The organism is Rhodanobacter thiooxydans, from assembly GCF_021545845.1.
GTDB lineage: Bacteria > Pseudomonadota > Gammaproteobacteria > Xanthomonadales > Rhodanobacteraceae > Rhodanobacter.
Map to the genome: position 1 here is coordinate 1,340,687 of NZ_CP088923.1, position 23,062 is coordinate 1,363,748.

At 69.3% G+C, this 23,062-nt stretch carries 23 protein-coding genes; 12 read left to right on the forward strand and 11 right to left on the reverse strand.

Annotated elements, in window-relative coordinates; translation table 11 throughout:
* Nucleotides 1-17: 17 nt before the first annotated feature.
* Nucleotides 18-752, reverse strand: a complete 735-nt coding sequence (locus LRK53_RS05765) for a 16S rRNA (uracil(1498)-N(3))-methyltransferase (RefSeq protein ID WP_235642558.1) — start codon at nucleotides 750-752, stop codon at nucleotides 18-20.
* Nucleotides 753-931: 179 nt separating this feature from the next.
* Between LRK53_RS05765 and LRK53_RS05770 the strand changes: the two genes are divergently transcribed.
* A complete protein-coding gene (locus LRK53_RS05770) occupies nucleotides 932-1,246 on the forward strand; it encodes a hypothetical protein (protein WP_051257591.1) in 315 nt (104 codons plus the stop codon).
* An 11-nt stretch (nucleotides 1,247-1,257) separates the two neighbouring features.
* Here the strand turns inward: LRK53_RS05770 and LRK53_RS05775 are convergent, their stop codons facing one another.
* Nucleotides 1,258-2,622 carry an adenosylmethionine--8-amino-7-oxononanoate transaminase gene (locus LRK53_RS05775; RefSeq protein ID WP_027493056.1) on the reverse strand — a complete coding sequence of 455 codons (1,365 nt, stop codon included), beginning with the start codon at nucleotides 2,620-2,622 and terminating at the stop codon, nucleotides 1,258-1,260.
* A 65-nt stretch (nucleotides 2,623-2,687) separates the two neighbouring features.
* On the opposite strand from LRK53_RS05775, the gene LRK53_RS05780 reads away from it, so the two are divergent.
* From LRK53_RS05780 to mazG, 5 genes are read left to right on the forward strand one after another with little or no spacing between them, the layout of a single operon-like run.
* The gene (locus LRK53_RS05780; RefSeq protein WP_027493055.1) at nucleotides 2,688-3,476 is read left to right on the forward strand and encodes a type II secretion system protein N; all 789 of its coding nucleotides are present in this window, start codon (nucleotides 2,688-2,690) and stop codon (nucleotides 3,474-3,476) included.
* A 15-nt stretch (nucleotides 3,477-3,491) separates the two neighbouring features.
* Nucleotides 3,492-4,280, forward strand: a complete 789-nt coding sequence (locus tag LRK53_RS05785) for an inositol monophosphatase family protein (protein ID WP_027493054.1) — start codon at nucleotides 3,492-3,494, stop codon at nucleotides 4,278-4,280.
* 9 nt (nucleotides 4,281-4,289) lie between these two features.
* On the forward strand, nucleotides 4,290-4,847 hold the full coding sequence (gene nudE, locus LRK53_RS05790; RefSeq protein WP_027493053.1) for an ADP compounds hydrolase NudE: 558 nt from the start codon (nucleotides 4,290-4,292) through the stop codon (nucleotides 4,845-4,847).
* Complete coding sequence (cysQ, locus tag LRK53_RS05795) at nucleotides 4,844-5,665, forward strand: 3'(2'),5'-bisphosphate nucleotidase CysQ (protein ID WP_027493052.1); 822 nt, start codon at nucleotides 4,844-4,846, stop codon at nucleotides 5,663-5,665. The genes nudE and cysQ overlap by 4 nt, the downstream gene beginning before the upstream one ends.
* Complete coding sequence (gene mazG / locus LRK53_RS05800; protein ID WP_027493051.1) at nucleotides 5,662-6,474, forward strand: nucleoside triphosphate pyrophosphohydrolase; 813 nt, start codon at nucleotides 5,662-5,664, stop codon at nucleotides 6,472-6,474. The genes cysQ and mazG overlap by 4 nt, the downstream gene beginning before the upstream one ends.
* A gap of 46 nt (nucleotides 6,475-6,520) precedes the next feature.
* Here the strand turns inward: mazG and LRK53_RS05805 are convergent, their stop codons facing one another.
* On the reverse strand, nucleotides 6,521-7,015 hold the full coding sequence (locus tag LRK53_RS05805; protein WP_027493050.1) for a hypothetical protein: 495 nt from the start codon (nucleotides 7,013-7,015) through the stop codon (nucleotides 6,521-6,523).
* Between the two features lie 128 nt (nucleotides 7,016-7,143).
* Here LRK53_RS05805 and LRK53_RS05810 point away from each other — a divergent pair, with 128 nt between their 5' ends.
* Entirely contained in the window at nucleotides 7,144-7,920 is a 777-nt protein-coding gene (locus LRK53_RS05810) for a DUF4097 family beta strand repeat-containing protein (protein WP_027493049.1), read from the forward strand.
* A 94-nt stretch (nucleotides 7,921-8,014) separates the two neighbouring features.
* Here the strand turns inward: LRK53_RS05810 and LRK53_RS05815 are convergent, their stop codons facing one another.
* From LRK53_RS05815 to LRK53_RS05825, 3 genes are all read right to left on the reverse strand, one after another.
* Complete coding sequence (locus LRK53_RS05815; RefSeq protein WP_027493048.1) at nucleotides 8,015-9,133, reverse strand: SLC13 family permease; 1,119 nt, start codon at nucleotides 9,131-9,133, stop codon at nucleotides 8,015-8,017.
* Nucleotides 9,134-9,189: 56 nt separating this feature from the next.
* On the reverse strand, nucleotides 9,190-11,673 hold the full coding sequence (locus LRK53_RS05820; RefSeq protein ID WP_235642559.1) for an ABC transporter permease: 2,484 nt from the start codon (nucleotides 11,671-11,673) through the stop codon (nucleotides 9,190-9,192).
* Between the two features lie 163 nt (nucleotides 11,674-11,836).
* A complete protein-coding gene (locus LRK53_RS05825; protein ID WP_027493047.1) occupies nucleotides 11,837-12,535 on the reverse strand; it encodes an ABC transporter ATP-binding protein in 699 nt (232 codons plus the stop codon).
* Between LRK53_RS05825 and LRK53_RS05830 the strand changes: the two genes are divergently transcribed.
* From LRK53_RS05830 to LRK53_RS05840, 3 genes are all read left to right on the forward strand, one after another.
* Nucleotides 12,534-13,145 carry an arylesterase gene (locus LRK53_RS05830; protein ID WP_027493046.1) on the forward strand — a complete coding sequence of 204 codons (612 nt, stop codon included), beginning with the start codon at nucleotides 12,534-12,536 and terminating at the stop codon, nucleotides 13,143-13,145. The two genes, LRK53_RS05825 and LRK53_RS05830, sit on opposite strands and share 2 nt — an antisense overlap.
* Before the next feature lie 99 nt (nucleotides 13,146-13,244).
* The gene (locus tag LRK53_RS05835; RefSeq protein ID WP_027493045.1) at nucleotides 13,245-13,976 is read left to right on the forward strand and encodes a response regulator transcription factor; all 732 of its coding nucleotides are present in this window, start codon (nucleotides 13,245-13,247) and stop codon (nucleotides 13,974-13,976) included.
* A gap of 39 nt (nucleotides 13,977-14,015) precedes the next feature.
* Nucleotides 14,016-15,038, forward strand: a complete 1,023-nt coding sequence (locus LRK53_RS05840; protein WP_027493044.1) for a sensor histidine kinase — start codon at nucleotides 14,016-14,018, stop codon at nucleotides 15,036-15,038.
* 250 nt (nucleotides 15,039-15,288) lie between these two features.
* Here LRK53_RS05840 and LRK53_RS19210 read toward each other — a convergent pair whose 3' ends face one another.
* Nucleotides 15,289-16,644: a 3-oxoacid CoA-transferase gene (locus tag LRK53_RS19210; RefSeq protein WP_275113424.1), complete on the reverse strand. Its 1,356-nt coding sequence runs from the start codon at nucleotides 16,642-16,644 to the stop codon at nucleotides 15,289-15,291.
* A gap of 414 nt (nucleotides 16,645-17,058) precedes the next feature.
* Between LRK53_RS19210 and LRK53_RS05855 the strand changes: the two genes are divergently transcribed.
* Nucleotides 17,059-18,105 (forward strand): isoaspartyl peptidase/L-asparaginase family protein, encoded by a 1,047-nt coding sequence (locus tag LRK53_RS05855; protein WP_027493042.1) that lies wholly within the window; start codon nucleotides 17,059-17,061, stop codon nucleotides 18,103-18,105.
* Nucleotides 18,106-18,243: 138 nt separating this feature from the next.
* Here the strand turns inward: LRK53_RS05855 and LRK53_RS05860 are convergent, their stop codons facing one another.
* The 4 genes from LRK53_RS05860 to LRK53_RS05875 all read right to left on the reverse strand — a co-directional run bounded on the left by LRK53_RS05860 (nucleotide 18,244) and on the right by LRK53_RS05875 (nucleotide 22,401).
* The gene (locus tag LRK53_RS05860; RefSeq protein ID WP_185754657.1) at nucleotides 18,244-18,567 is read right to left on the reverse strand and encodes a hypothetical protein; all 324 of its coding nucleotides are present in this window, start codon (nucleotides 18,565-18,567) and stop codon (nucleotides 18,244-18,246) included.
* 286 nt (nucleotides 18,568-18,853) lie between these two features.
* Nucleotides 18,854-19,441 (reverse strand): response regulator transcription factor, encoded by a 588-nt coding sequence (locus tag LRK53_RS05865; protein ID WP_027493041.1) that lies wholly within the window; start codon nucleotides 19,439-19,441, stop codon nucleotides 18,854-18,856.
* Nucleotides 19,442-19,511: 70 nt separating this feature from the next.
* Complete coding sequence (locus tag LRK53_RS05870) at nucleotides 19,512-20,786, reverse strand: ATP-binding protein (RefSeq protein WP_027493040.1); 1,275 nt, start codon at nucleotides 20,784-20,786, stop codon at nucleotides 19,512-19,514.
* Between the two features lie 64 nt (nucleotides 20,787-20,850).
* On the reverse strand, nucleotides 20,851-22,401 hold the full coding sequence (locus LRK53_RS05875) for a peptide MFS transporter (RefSeq protein WP_235642560.1): 1,551 nt from the start codon (nucleotides 22,399-22,401) through the stop codon (nucleotides 20,851-20,853).
* 273 nt (nucleotides 22,402-22,674) lie between these two features.
* Between LRK53_RS05875 and LRK53_RS05880 the strand changes: the two genes are divergently transcribed.
* Nucleotides 22,675-23,049, forward strand: a complete 375-nt coding sequence (locus LRK53_RS05880) for a diacylglycerol kinase (protein ID WP_027493039.1) — start codon at nucleotides 22,675-22,677, stop codon at nucleotides 23,047-23,049.
* Nucleotides 23,050-23,062: the final 13 nt, after the last annotated feature.

Sequence of the window (23,062 nt, forward strand, 5' to 3'; positions counted from 1 at the left end):
TGCGGTGGGCGGCGGACTCAGCCGTCGCCGTGCAGCGCCTGCAGTGCCGCCAGCGCGGCCAGGCCGGCGGTTTCCGTGCGCAGGACGCGCGGCCCCAGCTGCAGGCCCTCGAAACCGGCGGCACCGAGTGCCCCCACATCGCGCTCGCCCAGACCGCCTTCCGGCCCCACCACCAGCAGGCCGCCAGCCGCGGTGAAGCGCAATTCGCGCGACGCCCGGCCCGCTTCCGGCAGCAGCGCCAGACGCAGCGCGCCGTCGTCGGCCAGGTCGTGCAGCCAGGCCGCCAGCGGCAGTGCCGGGGCGACCTCCGGCAGGCGCGCGCGGCCGCTCTGCTCGCAGGCACTGGCCACCACCGCGCGCCAGTGCGCCAGCCGCCTTTCCGCGCGGGTGGCGTCCAGCTTCACTTCCGAGCGCTCGGTCAGCAGCGGCACGATGCGCGCCACGCCCAGCTCGGTTGCCTTCTGCACGATCAGGTCCATCTTCTCGCCGCGCGCCACACCCTGGGCCAGGGTCAGCGGCAGTGGCGATTCGTTGCGTACGAGCTGCTTCGATTCGATCCGCACACTCAGCTCGCGCTTGCCCATGGCGAGGATGATCGCGGCGTAGTCGTGGCCGTCGCCGTTGAACACGGTGAGCGGGTCGCCGGGGTTCATGCGCAGCACGCGTGCGACGTGTTCGGCGGCCTGTGCCGGCAGGTTCAGTTCGGCGGCGACGGCGAGCGGCTGGTCGAGGTGGATACGGATCGTGCGCATCGGAACGGGTTGGGCGGGAAGGGCCGCCCAGCATAGCGCGGTGCACCACCGCCACGCCCGCGGATGAACGCACGCGAGACGGCCTGACGCCGCCGCTTGCCCCTGCTGTCGGGTCGTATCAGCATGGACTGCACTCCCCATGCGCGCTCGCCGCATCCTGTCCGCGAGCCGGAGGTGCCATGTCCAGGTTCGTTCTGATTTCCGCCATGTTGCTGGCCGGCTGCGGCACAAGCGCCGCATTGCTGGCACAGGATGCCGCCACTGCGACGCGGCCGGCCGGCTCGTCCAGTCAGCCGTCGGCGCCCTCCGCCGCCCGGCCCGACGAGTACAACTGCATCCGTGAAACCGGCAGCCATATCCCGGCCAGGCAAGGGCGCTGCCTGCCGGTGAACGGGCGCAGCTACACCCTGCAGGAGCTGCAGCGCACAGGCGAGCCCGAGCTGGGCCGGGCGCTGCAGAAACTCGACCCGCGCATCACCGTCCGCGGGCACTGAGCAAAACGGGTTCAGTCCGCCACGGCGTGTTCGATGCCGGCGATGGCGGTGTCGACCAGCAGGTCGATGTCGGTCGTACTGACCACGTAGGGCGGCATGAAGTACACCACGTTGCCCAGCGGGCGCAGCAGCGCACCGTGCCGCAGGCCATGCAGGTAGACGCGCAGGCCGCGCCGCTCCGCCGCGGGATATGGCCGCCGGTCGGCCTTGTCGGCGACCAGCTCGACGGCGGCGATCATGCCGGTCTGGCGCACGTCGGCCACATGAGGATGATCGCGCAGCGGTGCCAGCCGCCGCGCCAGGTGCGCGGCCAGTGCGCGGTTGCGCGCCAGCACCGGCTCGTCGCGGAAGATCGCCAGCGTCTCCAGCGCGACCCGGCAGGCCAGCGGGTTGCCGGTGTAGCTGTGCGAGTGCAGGAACGCCTTGCCGGCGTTGTACTCGGCGTAGAACGCCTGGTAGATCCGTTCGCTGGTCAGCACCGCCGACAGTGGCAGCGTACCGCCGGTGAGTCCCTTCGACAGGCACATGAAGTCGGGTGACACCGACGCCTGCTCGCAGGCGAACAGCGTGCCGGTGCGGCCGAAGCCCACTGCAATCTCGTCGGCGATGAAGTGCACCGCGAACTCGTCGCACAGCGCGCGCAGGCCGGCGAGGTAGGTCGGGTGGTACATGCGCATGCCGCCAGCGCATTGCACCAGCGGCTCGACGATCACCGCGCAGGTCTCGTGGGCATGGCGTTCCAGCAGCGCGCGCAACTCGTTGAGGCGGCGTTTGGCCGTCTGTTCGGCGGACTCGCCGGGTTCGCCTTCGTACGCATCCGGCGATGGCGCCAGGAACGGCGTCAGCAGCAGCGGCGCATAGGTCTTGCGGTACAACGCCACGTCGCTCACCGACAGCGCACCCAGCGTCTCGCCGTGGTAGCTGCCGGTCAGCGCGATGAAGCGGGTCTTCTCGCCATGGCCCTGGTTGAGCCAGTAGTGGAAGCTCATCTTCAGCGCCACCTCGATCGCCGCTGAACCGTTGTCGGCGTAGAACACCTTGTCCAGTCCCGCTGGGGTGATCCGCACCAGCTCCTCGGCCAGTTCGATCGCCGGCGTGTGGGTGAAGCCGGCGAAGATCACGTGCTCCAGCCGCTGTGCCTGGTCGGCAAGAGCGGCGGCGAGGCGCGGGTTGGCGTGGCCGAACAGGTTGGTCCACCACGAACTGATGCCGTCCAGGTAGCGCCGGCCGTCGGCATCGACCAGCCACGCGCCTTCGCCGCGCACGATCGGCAGCATCGGTATCGTCTCGTGGTCGTGCATCTGCGTGCAGGGATGCCAGACGTGTCGCAGGTCGCGTGCGGCGAGCGCGGCGTTGCCGCTTGCGGGGTTGTTCATCCGGCTATGATCGGCGCTGGGCGGCGGACACTCAAGTCCGCGCGGCGTCACTGCGGAAACCACGCTTGAAGTCACTGCGGACATACCTGATCGGCCTCGGCGTAGTGCTGGCCGCGGCCACGCTGCTGTGGTTCCTGCCGGCGCGCTGGGCGCTGCCGTGGCTGGCGCCGCGGCTGCACGGACTGCAGCTGCAGCAGGTGCAGGGCAGCGTGTGGGATGGCCGGGCTGGCGCGGTGACGACCGCCGACGGAAAGGCCTTGGGACGACTGCGGTGGCAGCTGTCTCGGCGCGCGCTGCTCGGGCAGCGGCGGCTGCAGCTGCAATTCGAGGGGCCGCAACTGGTGTTTTCAGGCAGTGTCCGGCGCTTGGCTGATGGCCGGGTCGAAGCACGCCAGGCGAACGTGCGCGTGCAGCTGGCCGCACTGGATCGTTACGCGGCGTCGCCACTGGGACAGCCGCGCGGCGAACTGCAACTGGACATCGACCATGCCCTGCTGCAAGGCGGCTGGCCGCTGCAGCTGGCGGCGCAGGCACGATGGCCGCAGGCGGTCATGCGCACGCGCGACGGCGACGTGGCGCTGGGCACGCTGCTGGCGCAGGCGAGCGCGCAGGGCGGAGTGATCCAGGCCCAACTGCACGACGATGGGCACGGCCCGCTGCACGCCGATGGCAAGCTCCAGCTGAGCCCGCTGGGCTGGCGACTGGACGCGACGCTGCGCGCCCGACAGACTGACCCGGCCCTGCGCCGCTGGCTGGCCACGCTGGGTCCGCCGGCGGCCGACGGCAGCGTGCGCATCGAGCGGCGCGGCGGTCTGGCCGGCAGTGGCAGTGCGCCGGCCCAACCCACGAACTGAAGGACGCGAGACAGCATGAACCCGGATATCGCCGCAACTGCCCTGGCGGCCGCACGCGAGGCCGCCGCGGCCGCGGCCGAGGTGATCAGGTATTACTGGCGGCGTGGCGTCGAGGTGGAGCTGAAGCCCGATGCCACGCCGGTGACGATCGCCGACCGCGAGGCCGAGCAGGCGATCCGGAAGGTGCTGCAGGCGGCGCTGCCGCAGGCGTCGATCTATGGTGAGGAGTTCGGCCTGGACGGCGAACGCGGTGGCCTGCTGTGGCTGGTCGACCCGCTCGACGGCACCAAGAGTTTCGTGCGCCGCACGCCGTTCTTCTCCACCCAGATCGCGCTGATGGACGGCGATGAACTGGTGCTCGGCGTATCCAGCGCGCCGGTCTACGGCGAGACGATGTGGGCCAGCGCCGGCAACGGCGCGTGGCTCGACGGCGAGCGCGTGCGGGTGGCGGATACGGCGCAGATGGCGCAGGCCTCGATCTCCATCGGCAACGTGAAAACGCTCACCGCCGACGTGCGCTGGGAAGCACTGGGCGCGCTGATCCGCGACAGCAACCGGATTCGCGGCTACGGCGATTTCTGCCACTACCACCTGCTCTCGCGCGGCAGCCTGGACCTGGTGATCGAGTCGGACGTGAACATCCTCGACGTCGCCGCGCTGGCGGTGATCGTGCGCGAGGCCGGTGGCGCATTCACCGACCTCGACGGCGCGCCGCTCGCGCTGGGCACGACCAGCGTGCTGGCCGGCGCGCCGGCCATCCACGCGCAGGCCCTGCAACGGCTGCGGCGCCGCGCGGCAGGTTAGAATCGGCGGATGCGCAAACTACCGACCATCCACGCCACGCGCGACGTCACCGACAGCCACTTCCTGCACGTCGAGCAGCTCGACCTGGAGTTCTCCAACGGCGTGCGCCGCACCTACGAACGATTGAAAGGCAGCGGCCTGGGCGCGGTGATCATCGTGCCGATGCTGGACGACGACACCGTGTTGCTGGTGCGCGAATACGCCGGTGGGCTCGGTCGCTACGAGCTGGGCCTGCCGAAGGGTCGGCTGGATCAGGACGAAACCGCCGAGCAGGGCGCCGAGCGCGAGCTGAAGGAGGAGGTCGGCTACGGCGCACACAAGCTGAAGATCCTGCACAACCTGTCGTTGTCGCCGTCGTACATGACGCACATGGCGCATGTGGTGCTGGCGCAGGACCTCTACCCCGAGAAGCTGGTTGGCGACGAACCGGAGGAACTCGAGGTGGTGCCGTGGAAGATGGCCGAGCTGCCTGCCTTGCTGGGCCGCGACGACGTCACCGAGGGGCGCTCGATCGCCGCGCTGTTCATGGCCCGCGAGTATCTCGCCGGGCGCTTCCAGCGCACATGAGCACGCCGTCAGGAAATATTCCGCCCGGGCTGGCCCGACAGGTTGGCGCGATCGCCCGCGCCGCCGGCGCGGCCATCCTCGACGTCTACCACGGCGATTTCGCGGTGCAGACCAAGGCCGATGCCTCGCCCTTGACCGCCGCCGACCTGGCCGCCCAGCAGGTCATCATGGCCGGGCTGACGGCGCTCGAGCCGCCGCTGCCGGTGCTGTCGGAAGAGGCCAAGGCGCTGCCGTGGTCCGAGCGCCGGCACTGGTCGCGTTACTGGCTGGTCGACCCGCTCGACGGTACTCGCGAGTTCATCAAGCGCAACGGCGAGTTCACCGTCAACATCGCGCTGATCGACGACCACCGCAGCGTGCTCGGCGTGGTGCTGGCGCCAGTCAGCGGCGAGCTGTACGTGGCCGCCCGCGACCACGGCGCCTGGCTGCAGGCGCAGGCCGACGGCCCCTGGCAACGCATCCGTACGCGCCCGCTGGGGCAGCCGCCGCTGGTGGCCGGCAGCCGGTCGCATGGCGGCGTGCAGGGCGGCATGCTGCAGCAGCTGATCGGCAGCGACTATGAGCTGGTACCACTGGGCTCGTCGCTGAAGTTCTGTCTGATCGCACGCGGCGCGGCGGACCTCTACCTGCGCCTGGGCCTCACCAGTGAGTGGGACACCGCCGCGGCGCAATGCGTCCTGGAGGAGGCCGGCGGGGCGGTGCTCGACCTGGCCGGCCGGCCGTTCCGCTACAACCGCGGCGAGTCGCTGCTGAACCCCGAGTTCATCGCCGTCGGCGACCTCACGATCGACTGGGCTACCCGCTTGCAGACGCCATGAGCGACTCGCCCCGCCACAGCCTCGACGACCTGCTCGCCATCATGGCGCGCCTGCGCGATCCCGAGCGCGGCTGCCCGTGGGACGTGAAGCAGGATTTCGCCTCGATCGCGGCGTACACCATCGAGGAAGCCTACGAGGTCGCCGACGCGATCGACCGTCGCGACTGGCACGATCTGCGCGACGAGCTGGGCGACCTGCTGCTGCAGGTGGCGTTCCATGCGCAGATGGCGGCGGAGCAGGGCCTGTTCGATTTCGCCGACGTCGCCCACGCGATCAGCGCCAAGATGCTGCGGCGCCACCCGCACGTGTTCGGCGACACGCGCTACGCCGACCTCGACGAGCAGATGCAGGCGTGGGAAGCGATCAAGGCCGCCGAGCGCGCGAATAAGGGCGCGCCGGTCGATGCTAGCGCGCTGGCCGGCATCTCCAGCGGCCTGCCGGAGTGGAAGCGCGCGCAGAAACTGCAGCAGCGTGCGGCCGCCGTGGGTTTCGCCTGGCCCGGCCCCGCGCCGGTGCTGGCCAAGCTGGCCGAAGAGGTGGACGAGGTGCGCGCCGAGTTCGCCAACGGCGCCGACCCGGCCCGCCTGCAGGACGAGATCGGCGACGTGCTGTTCGTGCTGGTGAACCTGGCGCGCCACGCCGGCGTGGATTTCTCGCAGGCGTTGCGCCACGCCAATGCCAAGTTCGAACGGCGCTTCCGGCAGATGGAACAACTGGCCGCGGCCGACGGCACGGCGTTCGCCGAGCGCACGCTGGACGAGCAGGAGCAGCTGTGGCGACGCGCCAAGCAGCAGGAGCGCCAGCCCTAGCACCGACGCGACGGCAGCGGGCCGTCGCGCCGGTCGTTTGCGGAAGTTACTTTGCCGCCGGTGCCGCCTTGTCGGCATGCTGCATCCAGGCGGCGTGCATCTTCTCGTGCTCGGCGCGTATCTTCGCCTCGTTGGCCAGGTTCTCGTCCAGCCCCTTGCGCAGCGTGGCGATGGCCTGGTCGATGTTGGCCGGCTGCGCCTGCAGGTGGGCTAGCTGCTGGTAGGCATAGTCGCGCACGTGTGGGTCCTGCGACTTGGCCAGCACGTCGTTGTAGACCGCCGCCATCTCCTTGCCGCGGCCGGCATGCATATACAAACGCTCCAGCTCTTGCAGGTCGCCGATCACGCCGCTGCGCTGGTGGTCGAAGGCGTGCATGCGCATGCCGTGGTCACGGTCGCCGTGATGCGCGCGCATGTCCTTGCCGGCCATCGCGGACGGAGTCGCCGACGGCGGAGGCGGCGCATTCTGGGCCATCACGAATGAAGCCGATCCGGCGATCAGCACGGCCAGCGCGGAAGCAAGCAGGGTTTTGTGGTGCATGGTGTGTCTCCTCGGTAGGTAGATCAGGAAACGCGGCCGGCCCGGGCACGTTGACCGGGCCGGCCAGGCTTGCAACCTTTCTGCCGCCGGCTGCATCCCAGTCGGGTCGTCCATCCAAGGAGAAACCCATGCGCCGTCTTCTCACCGCCGCCCTGCTGCTGTCCCCGCTGGCCGCTTTCGCTGCCACCCCGTGCAAGTACGAGGCGGCGCGCAACCTGCAGCTCGACCTGGCCGGCGTGCGCAGCGTGCAGGTCGACGTGCACAGCCACGACCTGCACCTGACCGGCAGCGCCGACGCCAAGGGTCTGAGCGTTCGCGGCCGCGCCTGCGCCTCCGAACAGACGGCGCTGGACAAGCTGCAGATCGCCCAGCACCGCGAGGGCGACCAGCTGCTGATCGACATCGGCAACAGCGGCGGCTTCAACTTCAGCCTGTTCGGCGGCAGCTCCTACGCGAGTCTGGAAGCCACCGTGCAGATGCCGGCGAACCTGCCGGTCACCGTGCGGGTGGGTTCCGGCGATGCCGACGTCAGCGGCGTGCAGCAGTTGCAGGCGAGCGTGGGGTCGGGCGACCTGCACGTAGCCCAGGTGGCTGGCAAGTTCGCCAGCAGCGTCGGCTCGGGCGACGTCGACGCCAGCGACGTCGGCAGCCTGGAGCTGGGTTCGGTAGGCTCGGGCGACTTCAAGGCCGACGGCATCAAGGGCGACGCCCGCATCGGCAGCATCGGCTCGGGCGACGTCACGCTGCGCAACGTCGGCGGCAGCGTGCATGCCGACACGCTGGGCTCCGGCGACCTGAGCGTGAACGGCGTCGGCGGCGACCTCAGCCTCGGCGCCAAGGGCAGTGGCGACATCAACCACTCGGGCGTGAAGGGCAAGGTCAGCGTGCCGCATGACGGCGGTTGAGGGCCGGGAATCGGGAATCGGGAATCGGGAATCGGGAATCGGTAGGAGCCCGCTCGCGGGCGATACTCCTGCTTTTGCGTATCCCGAATCCCCGCTACCCGCACCAGCGCCAAGCCAGGTACACCAGCGGCGCGCACACCAGCAGGAATGGGACCGACACCAGGTGCAGCCGCCGCAGGCTGTGCGGCTGCTTCGCCAGGCGCAGCGCGATCAGGTTCGCCAGCGAGCCGATCGCCACGCCGAAGCCGCCCACGTTCACCGCCACCGCCAGCGCGGTCGCGTCGGGCGTGCGTTCCAGCAGCAGCACCGTCGCCGGCACGTTGCTGATCAGCTGCGAGGCGACGATGCCGCCGGCGTACAGGGTCAGCGGCTGGCTGAAATCGAGCCGGCCCAGCATCCGCTGCACTAGCGGTAGCTCGGCAAAGTGGCCGAGGCCCAGGAAGATTGCGGCGAAGGTGAGCAACAGCAGCCAGTCGATGCGTGCCAGGCTTGGTCGCGCCAACAGGGCGAACAATGCCAGCAGCAGCGTGGCGCCCAGCGGTGCATGACCGTATTCCATCAGCAGCACCATGCCCACCAGCGCCGCCATCGACCACGCGCCGAGCCGTGCGGACACTATCCGGCCATCGATCCGCTCCGGCGCCAGGGCCACCCGCTCGCGCGGCAGCCACAGCAGCGTGAACGCCGCTACCAGCACCAGCATGACTGTGGCCGCCGGCAGCATCGCCGCGGCGAAATGCAGGAAAGGCAAGCGCGAGTGCCGCCACAGCAGCAGGTTCTGCGGGTTGCCGATCGGGCTCAGGGTGGAGCCCGCGTTCACCGCCAGCGCTTCCAGCACCACCATGCGCAACACCGGCAGGTTCGAGATGGCGCCGATCGCCAGGGTCAGCGGTACGATCAGGAACAGGCTCACGTCGTTGGTCAGCACCATCGACAGCAGCGCCGTGGCGGCCACCAGCAACAAGCCCAGGCTGCGCAGCGAATGTGCGCGCGCCGCCACGGCCGCCGCCGCATGCTGCACCAGCCCGCTGTCGCGGATGCCCTGGATCGTGATCAGCAGGCCCGCCAGGCCGGCCAGCGTCGGCAACTGCAGCCAGCGCCGGTAGTTTGCCAGCGGCTGCGGATCGAGCAGGGCCAGCGCGAGCGCCAACGCCGCGAACAGCCACAGCAGCCATTCCTCCCTGAGGCGCTGTCGCAGGCGGTTCGCTGTCATCGGGACGTCCGGAGGAGGGTGTCGCGCACTTTATCAGCCGGATCTCCGGCAACAGCTTAGCCTTCGCGCAACAGCCGCATCGGCGGCGTGCGGCTGACCTTGCGGGTACCGGCCAGGCCCAGCAGCATCACCACCAGTGCGGCGCCGACGGCGCCACCGAGCAGCGACCACAGCGTCGGCACGAAGTGCTCGATGTGGAATACCGCCCGGCCCAGCCACAGCCCGGCGCCGGCGGCGCCAAGTGCGGCGGTGAGACCGGCGACCAGGCCCAGCAGGGCGAACTCGCAGGCGGCGGCCACGCGCAGTTGCGCGCGCCGTGCGCCCAGCGTGCGCAGCAGCGCGGCTTCGTGGCGACGCTCGGCCGCGCTGGCGGCGAGTGCGGCGGCCAGCACCAGTGCGCCGGCGAGCAGGCTGAAGCCGAGGATCCAGCGCACCGCATTGCCCACGCGGTCGACGATTTCGCGCACGCGGCCGAGCAGCGAATCGACGTCGACCAGGCTGAGGTTGGCGTAGTCGCGCGACAGCTGCGCCAGCTCCGCGGTGTGACCGCGCGGCAGGTGGAAACTGGCCAGCCAGGTGTGCGGCAGGCCGCTGGCGTGGGCCGGGTCGAGCAGCAGGAAGAAGTTGACCCGGAACGAGCTCCAGTCGACCTTGCGGATGCTGCCGACTTTTGCCTCGATGCTGCCTTCGCCGACATCGAAGCGCATGGTGTCGCCGACCTTCAGCGCGAACGTGTCGCGCCACATGGTGTCGATCGACACCTCGGCGGCGGTCGGCCGCGCGCCGGGCCAGCGGCCGGCAACCACCTCGTTCGCCTGCGGCAGCGCGTCCGACCAGGACAGCCGAAGCTGGCGGTCGGCCCAGTCCTTCGCGCGTTCGTCGTCGAAATGCAGCCGGTCGATCGGCTGGCCGTTGATCGCGGTGAGCTTGCCCACTGCCAGCGGCAGCATGTTGAGTTGGTTGCCGCCGACAGCCGCCAGCGCCTGTGTGAAGCCGTCACGCTGGTCGTCCTGCAGGTTCAGCGCGAACCAGTTCGGCGTGTCCGCCGGCAGTTCCTGGCGCCAGCCCTGCAGCAATGCCGGCGCCACCGCCGCCAGCAACATCAGCGCGCACAGGCCCAGGCTGAGCGCGGTGGCCTGGATCACGCTCAGCGCCGGCCGCCGCGCCAGCGCGGCGAGGCCCAGCCGCAGCGCGGGGTGGGCGCCCGGCGCGATGCGCCTGGCCAGCCACAGCAGTGCGCCGGCCAGCAGCGCCGCAATCAACGCCACGCCGAGCAGGCTGGCGGCGAGGATGCCGGCCAGGGTGAGTGAACTGCTCTGGCTCCAGATCAGGCCCAGCGCCACCAGCGCCGGGACCAGGTACAGCGCATCGAAGCGACGGACCCGTCGCTGCATACTCTGGCGGAACACCGACACCGGTGGCACTTCGGCCAGCCGCGCCAGCGGCGGCAGCGCAAAGCCGACCAGCACCGCCATGCCCATCGCGGCAGCGGCGAACGACGGCGCCAGCGGCAGCACCGTCGGCACGTTGCCGAACAGCTGGCTGGCCAGCAGCCAGGCCAGCTGCGACAGGCCCAGCGCGAGCAGTACGCCGAGTGCTGTCGCCGGCACGGCGAGCGCGCCCAGCGTGCCCAGCAACAGGCCGAGCACGCGCCGGCGCGGCGTGCCCAGCGCACGCAGCAGCGCCACTTCGGTGGTCTTGCGTCGCGCGTAGCGCTGTGCGGACAGCGCGATCGCGATGCCGGCCAGCAGGGCCGACAGCAGGGCGGTGAGGCGCAGGAACGCACCGGCGCGGTCGAACGAGCTGCGCATGCGTTCCTGGGTCTGTTCCGGGGTGATCAGCTCGGCGCCTTGCGGCAGCGTGGTCGCCTGCGCCCAGTCGTGCCAGGCCTGCACCGCGGCCGGCGCACCGGCCAGCAATAGGCGGTGGCGGGCGCGGCTGCCGGTGCCGAGCAGGCCGGCCTGTTCGGCATCGGCCAGGCTCATCAGCGCACGCGGCGCCAGCGCCAGCAGCTCGCCGCCGTCGGGCTGGCGCAGCAGCTCGGCGGCGATGGTCAGCTCGCGGCCGCCGAGTTGCAGCGGCTGGCCGACCTTCAGGTCCAGCGCCACCAGCGCACGATGGTCGAGGTAGACCTCGCCCGCGGCCGGGGGGCGGCCGTTGCGCGGGCCGCCGGTGGCATCGCGCAGTTCCAGCTTGCCGCGCAGCGGATAGTGCGCATCGACGGCCTGCACGTCGAGCAGCTGGGTCTGCTCATGGGCGAACGCCACGCTGGGAAAGCTGGCGGCGCGGGCGAGTTGCAGGCCGTCGCGTCGGGCGCGGTCGGCGAACGTGTCAGGCAGGAGCTGCGGCGAGGACACGCCGACGTCGCCGCCGATCAGCTCGGCGGCGCTGGCCAGCATGCCGCGCTCGATCCGCGCCGCCAGCGTGGCGACCACGCCCAACGCCAGCACCGCCAGCACCAGCGAGGCGGCCAGCGTGCGCAGTTCCGGCAGGTGCCACTCGCGGCGCAGGCTGCGCAGGGACAGGCGAACCAGGTTCATCGCTTTGCTCCTCCCCCTGCGCAGCAGGGGGAGGCCGGGAGGGGGTAGCTCGGGCTGGCGGGCAGATCAAGAGCATCCCACCCCAGCCCTCCCCTGCGACCGAAGGAAGTCCCTTTGGGGCAAGCAGGGGAAGGAGCAGGGGCGGTGCGTGGAGCGGGGGTGTTCATGCGGGATCCCCGGACGTGGCCAGCACGCGGCCCTCTTCCAGTTCGATCCGGCGGTCGCAGCGCGCGGCCAGGGGCGCGTCGTGGGTGACCAGCACCAGGGTGGTGCGGTGTTCGCGGTTCAGCGCGAACAGCAGGTCGCTGACGTGGTGACCAGTGCGCTGGTCGAGGTTGCCGGTGGGCTCGTCGGCGAACAGCACGCGCGGGCCGTGCACGAACGCGCGGGCGATCGCCACGCGCTGCTGCTCGCCGCCGGACAGCTGGGCCGGGTAATGCCGCCGCCGCGCGCCCAGCCCCACCGCGTCGAGCGCGTCGCGCGCTCGCGATCGCGCCGCGCTGCTGCCTTCCAGTTCCAGCGGCAGCATCACGTTCTCCTCGGCGGTGAGCGCGGGCAGCAGGTGGAACGACTGGAACACGAAGCCGACCAGCCGCCGGCGCAGGTCGGCGCGGGCCTCCTCGTCCAGCTGCTGCAGCGCATGGCCGTCCAGCGCGATGTGGCCGCTGTCGGGCGTGTCCAGCCCGGCCAGCAAGCCGAGCAGGGTGGTCTTGCCGGAACCGGAGGCGCCGACGATGGCGAAGCTCTCGCCCGGCTGCACCTGCAGGCTGACCTGGCTGAGGATCTCCAGTCTCCCCTCGGGGCCGTTGACCGACTTGCTAACATCGCAAGCTTCAAGAAGAGGCCGGGAAGAATCGCTCATGCGCCGATGCCTGTGGTGGCTGGTTTTTCTGTGCGGCATCGGCAGCGCCCAGGCGGCGGCGCCGAAAACCGTGCTGGTGCTGGGTGATTCGTTGTCCGCCGCGCACAACATTCCGGTCGAGTCCGGCTGGGTGCAACTGCTGGATACGCGTCTGGGCCAGATGGTGCCGAAGTGGCGCGCGATCAATGCCAGCATCAGCGGCGAGACCTCGCTGAGTGGGCGCAACCGCCTGCCCGCACTGCTGGCGAAGTATCGGCCGACCGTGCTGGTGCTGGAACTGGGCGCCAACGACGGCCTGCGCGGCCTGCCGCTGCCGGCGCTGCGCGACAACCTCGACGCGATGATCCGTACCGCGCAGCAGGCGAAGGTGCGCGTGCTGCTGGTCGGCATCGAGCTGCCGGTGAACTACGGCCCGCGCTACCGCGACGGGTTGCGCGCGGTCTATGCGGAACTGGCGCGCAGCCGGCAGGTGGCGCTGGTGCCGTTCCTGCTCGAAGGCGTCGCGCTCGACCTCGCGTTGATGCAGGCCGATGGCCTGCATCCGGTGGCTGCCGCCGAGCCGCGGGTGCTGCAGACGGTATGGACGGCGCTGCGGCCGCTGCTGCACTGAAACCGAACCGGGTCTGAACCACCGTGCCACGCTTTCACGCAGCCGTCACTTGCGCGCCGGTTATCTCTTCACATATGTGAAGCCATGGAGGTATGGACGATGACCGTACATGACGAACAGGCGGGCTTGATCCTGCTGGTCGAGGACAACCGCCAGATTGCCGAGATGGTCGGCGAATTCCTGGAGCGGCGTGGCTATTCGGTGGACTACGCCGCTGACGGCGTGAGCGGGTTGCACCTGGCAGTGTCCAACAGCTATGACGTGCTGGTGCTGGACCTGATGCTGCCGGGCCTGGATGGATTGGAGGTCTGCCGCAAGCTGCGCCGGGAAGCCAAGAAGGCCACCCCGGTGCTGATGCTGACCGCCCGCGACACGCTGGAGGACAAGCTGGCCGGGCTCGAGGCTGGCGCCGACGATTACCTGGTGAAGCCGTTCGAGGTGCGCGAGCTGGAGGCGCGGCTGCGCGCGCTGATTCGCCGCGACCGCCGCCAGGTGTCCACCGAGGTGCTCAGCGTCGGCGACATGACCCTGGACACCGCCACGCTGCGGCTGACCCGCGACGGCCAGGAACTGACCGTATCGCCGATCGGCCTGAAGCTGCTGGCGATCCTCATGCGCGAGTCGCCGCGGGTGGTCAGCCGGCGCGACATCGAACGCGAGATCTGGGGTGATACGCTGCCCGATTCCGATACCCTGCGCTCGCACCTTTACAACCTGCGCCGGGTCATCGACAAACCTTTCGCGCGACCGCTGCTACACACCATCCACTCCGCGGGCTACCGCCTGGCGGATCTCGAATCGGAAGTGGCTTCTTCGCCCCAGACGGCCTGACATCAATCACCGTGCATCAGAGGTAGGCGCACGCAGGTAATGGACAGCAGGGTCAACGCAGTCACGTCCCGTGTGGGCGCCTTCCGTCGGCACGTCGCGTGGGTGTTCACCCTGCAGTTCGTGATCGTGGTGGCGGTCTGCATGCTGGGCATCTACAACGTCGCGCACACCGCGGTGGTGATCACGGTGATCGTGCTCACCACCGCGCTCGCCTGGCTCGCCTTGCGGCACGAGTGGCGGCCGGTGCGCGTGCTGGCGCGGCTGGTGAATCGCTGGGACGGCGAGCTGCTGGATCCGGCATCGCTGCGCCTGGAGCAGTTGTCCACCCATGCCGACGCCGACGTGGCCTCGCTGGCGCGGGGCCTGCACGGCTTCGCCACGCGTCTGGCCAGCTACAACCAGCGCGAGCGCAACTTCACCCGCGATGCCAGCCACGAGCTGCGCAGCCCGCTCACCGTGATCAAGATGTCGGCTGACATGCTGGCCGAGGAGGACAGCCTCAGCGACTTCGGCGTGCGCTCGGTGCTCCGGATCAAGCGCGCCACCCGCGAGATGGAAGTGCTGGTGGATGCGCTGCTGATCCTGGCGCGCGAGACGGACAGCGCGGCCGACGACCAGTATTTCGTCGTCAACGATGCGCTGCGCAAGGAACTGGACTTCGCCCGCGAGCTGTTGGCCGGCCGGCCGATCGAGCTGCTGCTGGAGGAGCCCGCCCGCTTCGCGTTGCAGGGCTCGCCGCAGGCGCTCTCGGTGCTGTGCTGGCAGTTGATCCGCAATGCCTGCCAGCAGACCGAGCAGGGCAGCGTGGTGGTCAGCGTACTGCCCGGTGCAATCAGCGTGCGCAACCGGATCACCTCGCAGCTGCCCGGCAAGGGCTCCCCGGTACGCGCCCGCGGTGCCGACCGGCACGGTTTCGAGCTGGCCATTGCCCAGCGGATCAGCGACCGCTTTGCGTGGCCGCTGGAACTGCAGACGGGTCAGGGCCAGGAAAACATCGCGCGCATCCGTTTCCCGCACCCGCTGCCGGCGCATGCGCCGGAGCAGAGTTTCATGGAGTCGTAGGCCTCAGCGCTTGCGAAGAAAACCACTTCCTGTGGTTTTCTTCAGTCGCGAGTCCGGTACACGCCCGGACTCGCTCACATGAAACAGTCACTTGCGTGACTGTTTCATGTCCGGCCAGCGGGCAACCGCTCCTGCGTTGCCTCAACTCGGGCATCGGGCAACTGCTCCTGCGTTGCCTCAACTCGGGCATCCATGCCCTCGCCATGCCCTCGCCGTGGCCGGCCTGAGAGGTTGAAAAAATCACGACCTCTCAGCTGGCCGGCAGCGCCACCGCGAAGGCGCAGCCGGTCTTCGCCTTGACGTCGTCCAGGCTGACGCCCTCGTTGAGTTCGATCAGGGTCAGGCCCTTGCCCTTGGCCACCTCGAACACGCACAGGTCGGTGATGATCAGGTCCACCACCTGCTTGCCGGTGAGCGGCAGGTCGCACTGGTTCTTGATCTTCGGCGAACCGTCCTTCGCGGTGTGCTCCATCAGCACCACCACGCGCTTGACGCCGCTGACCAGGTCCATCGCACCGCCCGGGCCCTTGACCATCTTGCCCGGCACCATCCAGTTGGCCAGGTCGCCGTGCGCGGACACTTCCAGGCCGCCGAGGATCGACAGGTCGATGTGGCCGCCGCGGATCATCGCGAACGAGTCGGCGCTGGAGAAGAAGCTGGAGCCGGGCAGGGTGGTGATGGTCTGCTTGCCGGCGTTGATCAGGTCGGGGTCGAGCTGGTCCTCGGTGGGGAACGGGCCGATGCCGAGCAGGCCGTTTTCCGACTGCAGGGTGACGCTGACCCCGTCGGGGATGTAGTTCGCCACCATGGTCGGGATGCCGATGCCGAGGTTCACGTAGAAACCGTCGCGCAGCTCCTTGGCGGCGCGCTTGGCCATCGCCACGCGGACCGGGCTTTCCTTGCCCGCGGCGACGCCGGCAATGGTGCGGAACTCGATGCGCTTCTCGTACTTCGCGCCCTGCACGATGCGGTCGACGTAGATGCCCGGCACGTGGACGTTGTTCGGGTCCAGCTCGCCGACCGGCACCAGCTGTTCCACCTCGGCCACGCAGATCTTGCCGCAGGTGGCGATCATCGGGTTGAAGTTGCGCGCGGTTTCGCGGAACACCAGGTTGCCGTGGGCGTCGCCCTTCCACGCCTTCACGATCGACAGGTCGGCGGTGATGGATTCCTCCAGCACGTATTCCTTGCCGTTGAAGACCTTGGTTTCCTTGCCCTCGGCCAGCTTGGTGCCGAACGCGGTGCGCGTGTAGAAACCGGGGATGCCGGCGCCGCCGGCGCGCAGCTTCTCGGCCAGCGTGCCCTGCGGAGTCAGGTGCAGCTCCAGCTCGCCGGCCAGGGTCTGCCGCTCGAACTCCTTGTTCTCGCCCACGTAGGAAGCGTACACGCGCTTGACCTGGTGGGTCTTCAAGAGCGGGCCCATGCCGAAATCGTCCACGCCGGCGTTGTTGCCCACGATGGTCAGGTCCCGGGTGCCGGCCTGCAGCAGCGCGCCGATCAGGTTCTCGGGGATGCCGCACAGGCCGAAACCGCCGGCGGCGATCGTCATGCCATCGGCCAGCAGGCCGTCAAGGGCTTGCGCCGCGCTCGGATAAACCTTGTCCATCGCTGTGCCTTCCTCAGGGGAGAGTCAGCTGCCAAGGATACGACGGATTGGCCGGGTCCGGCCTTGTACCAAGGTCGCAGACCCGACGGTGCGTCCGTCGGAGCGGGCTTGACGGGGTCATTTACGCCGCGGGCCCGAATGCGACCGGCTGGCCTGTGTGAATCATGCTGCGGTGGCTGTTGGGCAGCATGGCCAGCTTGTTGCAGGCCGTTCTCGCGCAGGCGCGTTACCGCCTGCGGCTGCGTGGCGCCACGAGCGTTGTCGTTCAACGAAATGCCAGCGGGCGCGGCGATGCAGCGGGTGGCCGACCTTGCCGGCGTGAAGCCGGTGCTGGACGACCAGCGGGTGCGCTTCGCGGCCAAGTGACCTAACGGGCCCCGGTATACTCACCCCGTTGTCCGGGAGAGCGCCCACGTGAGACCGCACCATCTGTTCCTCGCCCTCGCCGCCTTTGGGGTTGCTGCCGTGAGCCATGCCGCCGTTTCGCCCGTACTGGTGATCCATGGCGGCGCCGGGGTGGTCAAGCGCGACATGACGCCGGCAAAGGAGCAGGCGGTGCGCGCGGCGATGACCCGGGCGCTGCAGGACGGCTACGCCAAGCTCAAGGCCGGCGGCAGCGCGCTGGACGCGGTGGCCGCGGCGATCACCGTGCTGGAGGACGATCCGAACTTCAACGCCGGCAAGGGCGCGGTGTTCACCCATGAGGGCATCAACGAGCTGGACGCGGCGATCATGGACGGCGACACCCACCGTGCCGGCGCGGTGGCGGGCGTCACGCGGATCAAGAACCCGATCCTGCTGGCGCGCGCGGTGATGGAGAAGACGCCCTACGTGATGCTCTCGGGCCAGGGCGCCGAAGCATTCGCGAAGAGCATCGGCATGCCGCTGGTCGACCCCTCGTACTTCCGCACCGAGCAGCGTTGGCAGCAGCTGCAGCAGGCGCTGAAGGAGGATGCCGCGAAGCAGCCGCATGCGGACGTCGAGACGGCCAAACACTTCGGCACGGTCGGTGCGGTGGCGCTGGATGCGCAAGGCCGCCTGGCCGCCGGTACCTCCACCGGCGGCATGACCGACAAGCGCTGGGGCCGCGTCGGCGATTCGCCGATCATCGGCGCCGGCACCTACGCCAATTCCGGCTGCGCGGTGTCGGGTACCGGCTGGGGTGAGTTCTACATCCGCAGCGTGGTCGCGCACCAGATCTGCATGAAGGTGACCCAGATGCGCGTGCCGCTGAAGCGCGCTGCCGCCGAGGTGGTCAACCAGGAGATCCCGTCGATGGGCGGGAACGGCGGCGCGATCGCGCTGGATGCGGAAGGGCACATCTCGATCCCGTTCAACACCGACGGCATGTACCGCGGCTGGATCGCCGCCGACGGCGTGCCGCACGTGGCGCTCTACGGCGACGAGGACGACGGCACCGCCGAGCTGCCCGCGCCAGCCGACAGCGCCGCGCAGCCCTGACGCGCCCCGGCTATTTGTAGGAGCCCGCTCGCGGGCGATGCCTTGAAAGCCGGGATTCGGGATTCGGGATTCGGGATTCGGGATTCGGGATTCGGGATTCGGGATTCGCAGAGCAGAGCATCGCCCGCGAGCGGGCTCCTACAGGAGTTTGCGCAGCTCTGCAGGGTGGGCTGTGCGGTGTGTGATGTCCGCCTTATGGAATTTTCTGCTGCTGCGCCGGGGCAGCGCGCCGCTGACCCCGTGGCGGCTGTTGTCGGCGCGGATCACCAGCACGCGCGGCGTCTCGCCGCCCCAGTCCGGGGCGAGCAGGAAGTTGATGCGTTCGGGCGAGGCTTCGGCGTAGGCGCGCGTGGGATAGCCGTCCATCTTCATGCTGCGCAGGCGCGCCTCGATCGCCGTGCGCAGCGCGATGCGCACCCGCACGCTGGGCGTCTCCATCACCAGGGTGTCGCTGGCGTGCACCGGGACTGGCGCAAGGGTGGTGGTGGGGCGGGCTCATCGGCGGCCAGCAGCGGGCTGATGGCCACGGTGAGTGCGACTGCGCAAAGGCCGAGCGCTAAGGTGTCCAGGTGAAACCCTTGATGCAAGTCTAGGCTTGCAAGGATAGTCCGCGGTCGTGCGCACAGCAGATGGCGCGTTGTTGCAGCGATGGGATGCGCGGGCACCGCGAAAGGCGCCCGGTTCGGATACGTGTAGGAGCGCACCCCCGGACTCGATCCGGGGGTGCGCTCCTACAGGCGATACCCGCTCACTCTTCGTGGTCGGGGCGTTCGCGTACCGGGTGCTTGCTCAGTTTGCGCTGCAGGGTGCGGCGGTGCATGCCGAGGCGGCGGGCGGTCTCGGAGATGTTGCCGTCGCACTCGGTGAGCACGCGCTGGATGTGCTCCCATTCCAGCCGGCGCAGTGCCAGCGGCTGTTCGGGGGCGTCCGGCAGCTCGCTGTCGTTGTCGCCGTCGTTGTCGCCGTCGAGCAGGGCGCGCACCACCGCGTCGGCATCGACCGGCTTGGCCAGGTAGTCGTGGGCGCCGCGCTTGATCGCCTCCACCGCGGTGGCGATCGAGGCGTAGCCGGTCAGCAGCAGTACGCGTAGGTCGGGCACCAGGGTGTGCAGCTCGGGGATCAGGCGCAGGCCGTTCTCCTCGCCCAGCTTGAGGTCGAGCACGCAGTAGCGCGGGTTGTGCCGGCGAGTCAGCGAGCGGGCCTCGTCGAAATTGCTGGCGGTGATGACCTCGAAGCCGCGCGAACCGAGCGCGCGCGCCAGCACGCGCAGGAAGGTGGTGTCGTCGTCGACCAGCAGCAGCGGGCGTGCCGTGGCGGCGTGGGGCAACTCGGTCATCGGCAGTTTCCTGAGTGTGGATCGAGCCTGCATTCTTGCCGGAAGCGGCGAGACTTGCACGCCCGGCGGCTTACTTTTCGGCGATCACCGCCAGCGGCAGGCGCAGGCAGACCTCGGCGCCGTGTGCGGTATTGCTGGCGACCAGCTCGCCGTTGAGCCGCTCGGCCGTAGCTTCGGCCAGCGCCAGGCCGATGCCCAGCCCGGTCTGCTTGTGCGAGCGGCCAAGCAGGGTGAGCTCGCCGTCGGTATCGAAACCGGGGCCGTGGTCGCGCACGCACAGCTGCAGCCAGTCGCCGTCGCGCGAGACCCGCAGCGCCACCGCGTTCGAGTGGTTGATGGCTGAGGCATCGACCGCGTTGTTGAGCAGGTTGAGCAGCGCATGACGCAAGCCCGGTGGGGTGCGCAGCACGATGCGGGCGGCGTCCTCGTCCGGCGGCAGGGTCAGTTCGGCTTCCGGCCGCAGCAGTTGGAAGCGTTCCACGCAGCCATGGATGAACGCCGCCACGGTGAGCCGTTCCGGTTCCCGCGACAGCTGCGCCTTGCCGAACGCGACCATCTCGCGAAGGATCGTGCGGCAGCGGTCGACCTGGGCTTCCAGCAGCGCCAGATCCTCCGTAAGCGTTTCGTCGTCGGCATGCTCGCGGCGCAGCTCGGGCAGCAGGGTGCGCATGGTCGACAGTGGCGTGTTGAGCTCGTGCGCGGCGCCGGCGGCCTGGGTGGCGATGGCCAGGATGCCTTCGTCGCGCAGCGCGCGTTCGCGCACGCGTTGGACTTCGAGCTGCTGCAGGCGCAGCACATGCGCCAGCCGGCTGATGAAGAAGCTCAGCAGCAGCGCCATGATCACGAAGTTCACGCCCATGCCGAGCACGTGCAGGGTGAAGCGGCTGGGCGAGCCGATGGCCATCGGCAGCGGCAGCGGCACGTACCTGTAGAACAGGCTCGCATAGGCCACGCCGGCCAGCGCGGCCACCACCAGCACTGCCCTGCCCGACAGCGCCGCCGCGCTGAGCGCGATCGGCACCAGCAGCAGGGTGACGAACGGGTTGCTGGCGCCGCCGGTGAAGTACAGCAGGTAGCCCAGCACCAGCGTGTCGAAGGCGATGTGGCCGACCGCCTCCCACTCGCGCAGCGGCCACGGCTGGGTCAGCCGCCACGAGGCGAACACCGAGAACACCGCGAGCAGGCCGATGCCGAGCAGCAGCGGCAGCAGCGGGATGGCCAGCTGCATCCACCAGGCGGCCACCAGCACGGCGGAACTCTGGCCGGCGATGGCGCAGATCCGCAGCCAGGCCAGCGTACGCGTCAGCGCGAACGGGCCGATGCGTTGGTTGGACCGGTGCGGCATGGCGATCTTCCGGGCTTGCTGAAAACGGCGGACCCGCCGCGCGGCGCGCGACAGGTCCGGCGGATCACGACGGGGTGGTGAATTCCTCGCTGCGCACGGGCGGCAGCGGGTTGTTGGCGACCGAGTCAGAATGGCTGCTCGACAGTTTCTTCATCAGCGGCAGCATCGCCAGCGCGATCACGGTGCAGGCGACGCCGGCGAAGCCGAGCTTGTTGAACAGCGAAGTATACACCGGCAGCGACACCAGCGGGTCGGTGATGTCGGTCGGAATGCTGGCGAAGTTCGCCACCACGCTGCCGAGGTACTGCGAGAGGCCCGAGGCCACGTAGTAGGCGCCCATCATGAAGCCGCCCATCCGCGCCGGCACGTAGCGCGCGATCATCGCCAGGCCCAGGCCCGACACCAGCAGCTCACCCAGCGAGTACAGGCCGTAGCCCCACAGCATGATCCACGACGACACCTGGCCATTCACCGCGAAGCGGGCGCCGACGCCGTAGATGAAGAAGCCGATCGCCACCGCCGCGAAGCCCCAGGCGAACTTGGCCGCCACCGACGGATTTTTGCCCACCTTGCCCATGGTGTTGTAGATGAACACCAGCACCGGGCTCAGCAGCACGATCCAGAGCGCATTGAGCGACTGGAACTGCTCGGGAATCCAGTTGAACAGGTGCAGGCCGAACAGGTCGAACGAGAGAGCCACGTTGCGCTGTGCGAACAGGTTCAGCGAGGTCGACATCTGCTGGTAGAAGATGAAGAAGAAGATCGTCTGCACGGTCAGCACCAGCGCGGCAACCAGGCCGGCCCGCTCGTGCTGCTCGCTGCTGCGGATCAGGTGCACGAAGATGCCCAGGATCACCACGCCGGCGGCGTACACGCACCACTTGGCGACGGTCTGGTCCTGCAGGATGAAGGCGGAGACGAACACCATGCCGATCGCGGCCAGCAGCACCGTACCGAGGCGCTTGACGTCCACCGGCTTGTCGTCGGCCGGCGAGCCGATGTGCGCCAGCGTGCGATGCATCAGCGTGTAGTTGACCAGGCCGAACACCAGGCCGACTGCGCAGACGCCGAACGCGGTATGCCAGCCCCAGGCATCGCCGTACTTCGCGCCCACGTAGTCGCGGATCCACGGGGTCAGCAGCATCGAGATGGTCGAGCCGATGTTCACCGCCATGTAGTAGATGGTGAACGCGCTGTCGATCTTGGTGTCGTCGCCCTCGTAGATCTTGCGCACCAGGTTGCCGGCGTTCGGCTTGAAGAAGCCGTTGCCGACGATGATCACGCCGAGCGCGATGTACAGGAAATAGGCGTTGTTGGTCGGAATCCACAACATCACGTAGCCCAGCGTCAGCACCATCGCGCCGAGCAGCATGGTGCGGCGGGTGCCGATCAGCTTGTCGCCGACCCAGCCGCCGATCGCCGGCGTGGCGTAGATCAGCGCCGCCGCGGCGCCCCAGATCAGGTTGGCCTTGCTGTCGACGAAGCCGAGCTTCTTCACCATGTAGGTGACCATCAGCACCTGCATGCCGTAGAAGCCGAAGCGCTCCCACATTTCGATCAGGAAGACGGTGCTGAATGAGCGCGTCTGGGAGACGGGCGGGTTCTGGGTTGCCATAGATTTTCCGTGCGGGATCCAAACCGTGGCGACGTGCGGACACGCGCCAGTGCCATGCGGCCCATGGACAGGCCACAACCGGCGAAGCGTAACCGATCCGTCATCGCGGTGTAGCTGCACTGCGGCAAGAACCCGGACCGGGGCCGGGCGTCCACGGTCGGCGCTTGTGGCATCATCGGCCGTTCGAACCGGCCTGTTCCAGGGAGTCTCGCCGTCCATGTCCATCGCATTGATGTCGCCGCAGCGCTTGCGGTCGACCGGGCGTCGTCGCTGATGGCCGCCGAAGGTTTCCGCGGTCCGAAACAGCTCTGGAACGCGTTTCTGTGGTCGATGAAGGGGCTGCGGGCCGGCTGGCGGCACGAAGCCTCGTTCCGGCTGGAAGCCTGCCTGGCGATGGTGCTGATCCCGCTCGGCCTGTGGCTGGGCCACGGCGGGCTGGAGAAGTTCGCGCTGATCCTGGCGCCGATGCTGGTGCTGTCGGCCGAGCTGCTGAATTCGGCGATCGAGGCGGTGGTCGACAAGGTCAGCCCGGAGTTCCACGAACTGGCCGGGCGCGCCAAGGACATGGGCTCGGCGGCGGTGTTCGTGCTGCTGGTGCTGGTGGTGCTGAGCTGGGCGCTGATCCTCGGGCCGCGCCTGTTCGTCTGACCGCGCCCACGCC

Bases quoted from the DNA above. Each gene is read 5' to 3' on its own strand.
- LRK53_RS05865 (WP_027493041.1), bottom strand. From the start codon at position 19,441: ATGACCGAGTTGCCCCACGCCGCCACGGCACGCCCGCTGCTGCTGGTC.
- LRK53_RS05815 (WP_027493048.1), bottom strand. From the start codon at position 9,133: ATGACAGCGAACCGCCTGCGACAGCGCCTCAGGGAGGAATGGCTGCTG.
- LRK53_RS05820 (WP_235642559.1), bottom strand. From the start codon at position 11,673: ATGAACCTGGTTCGCCTGTCCCTGCGCAGCCTGCGCCGCGAGTGGCAC.
- LRK53_RS19210 (WP_275113424.1), bottom strand. From the start codon at position 16,644: ATGGACAAGGTTTATCCGAGCGCGGCGCAAGCCCTTGACGGCCTGCTG.
- LRK53_RS05825 (WP_027493047.1), bottom strand. From the start codon at position 12,535: ATGAGCGATTCTTCCCGGCCTCTTCTTGAAGCTTGCGATGTTAGCAAG.
- LRK53_RS05765 (WP_235642558.1), bottom strand. From the start codon at position 752: ATGCGCACGATCCGTATCCACCTCGACCAGCCGCTCGCCGTCGCCGCC.
- LRK53_RS05805 (WP_027493050.1), bottom strand. From the start codon at position 7,015: ATGCACCACAAAACCCTGCTTGCTTCCGCGCTGGCCGTGCTGATCGCC.
- LRK53_RS05880 (WP_027493039.1), top strand. From the start codon at position 22,675: ATGGCCGCCGAAGGTTTCCGCGGTCCGAAACAGCTCTGGAACGCGTTT.
- LRK53_RS05870 (WP_027493040.1), bottom strand. From the start codon at position 20,786: ATGCCGCACCGGTCCAACCAACGCATCGGCCCGTTCGCGCTGACGCGT.
- mazG (WP_027493051.1), top strand. From the start codon at position 5,662: ATGAGCGACTCGCCCCGCCACAGCCTCGACGACCTGCTCGCCATCATG.
- LRK53_RS05835 (WP_027493045.1), top strand. From the start codon at position 13,245: ATGACCGTACATGACGAACAGGCGGGCTTGATCCTGCTGGTCGAGGAC.
- LRK53_RS05810 (WP_027493049.1), top strand. From the start codon at position 7,144: ATGCGCCGTCTTCTCACCGCCGCCCTGCTGCTGTCCCCGCTGGCCGCT.
- LRK53_RS05840 (WP_027493044.1), top strand. From the start codon at position 14,016: ATGGACAGCAGGGTCAACGCAGTCACGTCCCGTGTGGGCGCCTTCCGT.
- nudE (WP_027493053.1), top strand. From the start codon at position 4,290: ATGCGCAAACTACCGACCATCCACGCCACGCGCGACGTCACCGACAGC.
- LRK53_RS05830 (WP_027493046.1), top strand. From the start codon at position 12,534: ATGCGCCGATGCCTGTGGTGGCTGGTTTTTCTGTGCGGCATCGGCAGC.
- LRK53_RS05770 (WP_051257591.1), top strand. From the start codon at position 932: ATGTCCAGGTTCGTTCTGATTTCCGCCATGTTGCTGGCCGGCTGCGGC.
- cysQ (WP_027493052.1), top strand. From the start codon at position 4,844: ATGAGCACGCCGTCAGGAAATATTCCGCCCGGGCTGGCCCGACAGGTT.
- LRK53_RS05785 (WP_027493054.1), top strand. From the start codon at position 3,492: ATGAACCCGGATATCGCCGCAACTGCCCTGGCGGCCGCACGCGAGGCC.
- LRK53_RS05875 (WP_235642560.1), bottom strand. From the start codon at position 22,401: ATGGCAACCCAGAACCCGCCCGTCTCCCAGACGCGCTCATTCAGCACC.
- LRK53_RS05775 (WP_027493056.1), bottom strand. From the start codon at position 2,622: ATGAACAACCCCGCAAGCGGCAACGCCGCGCTCGCCGCACGCGACCTG.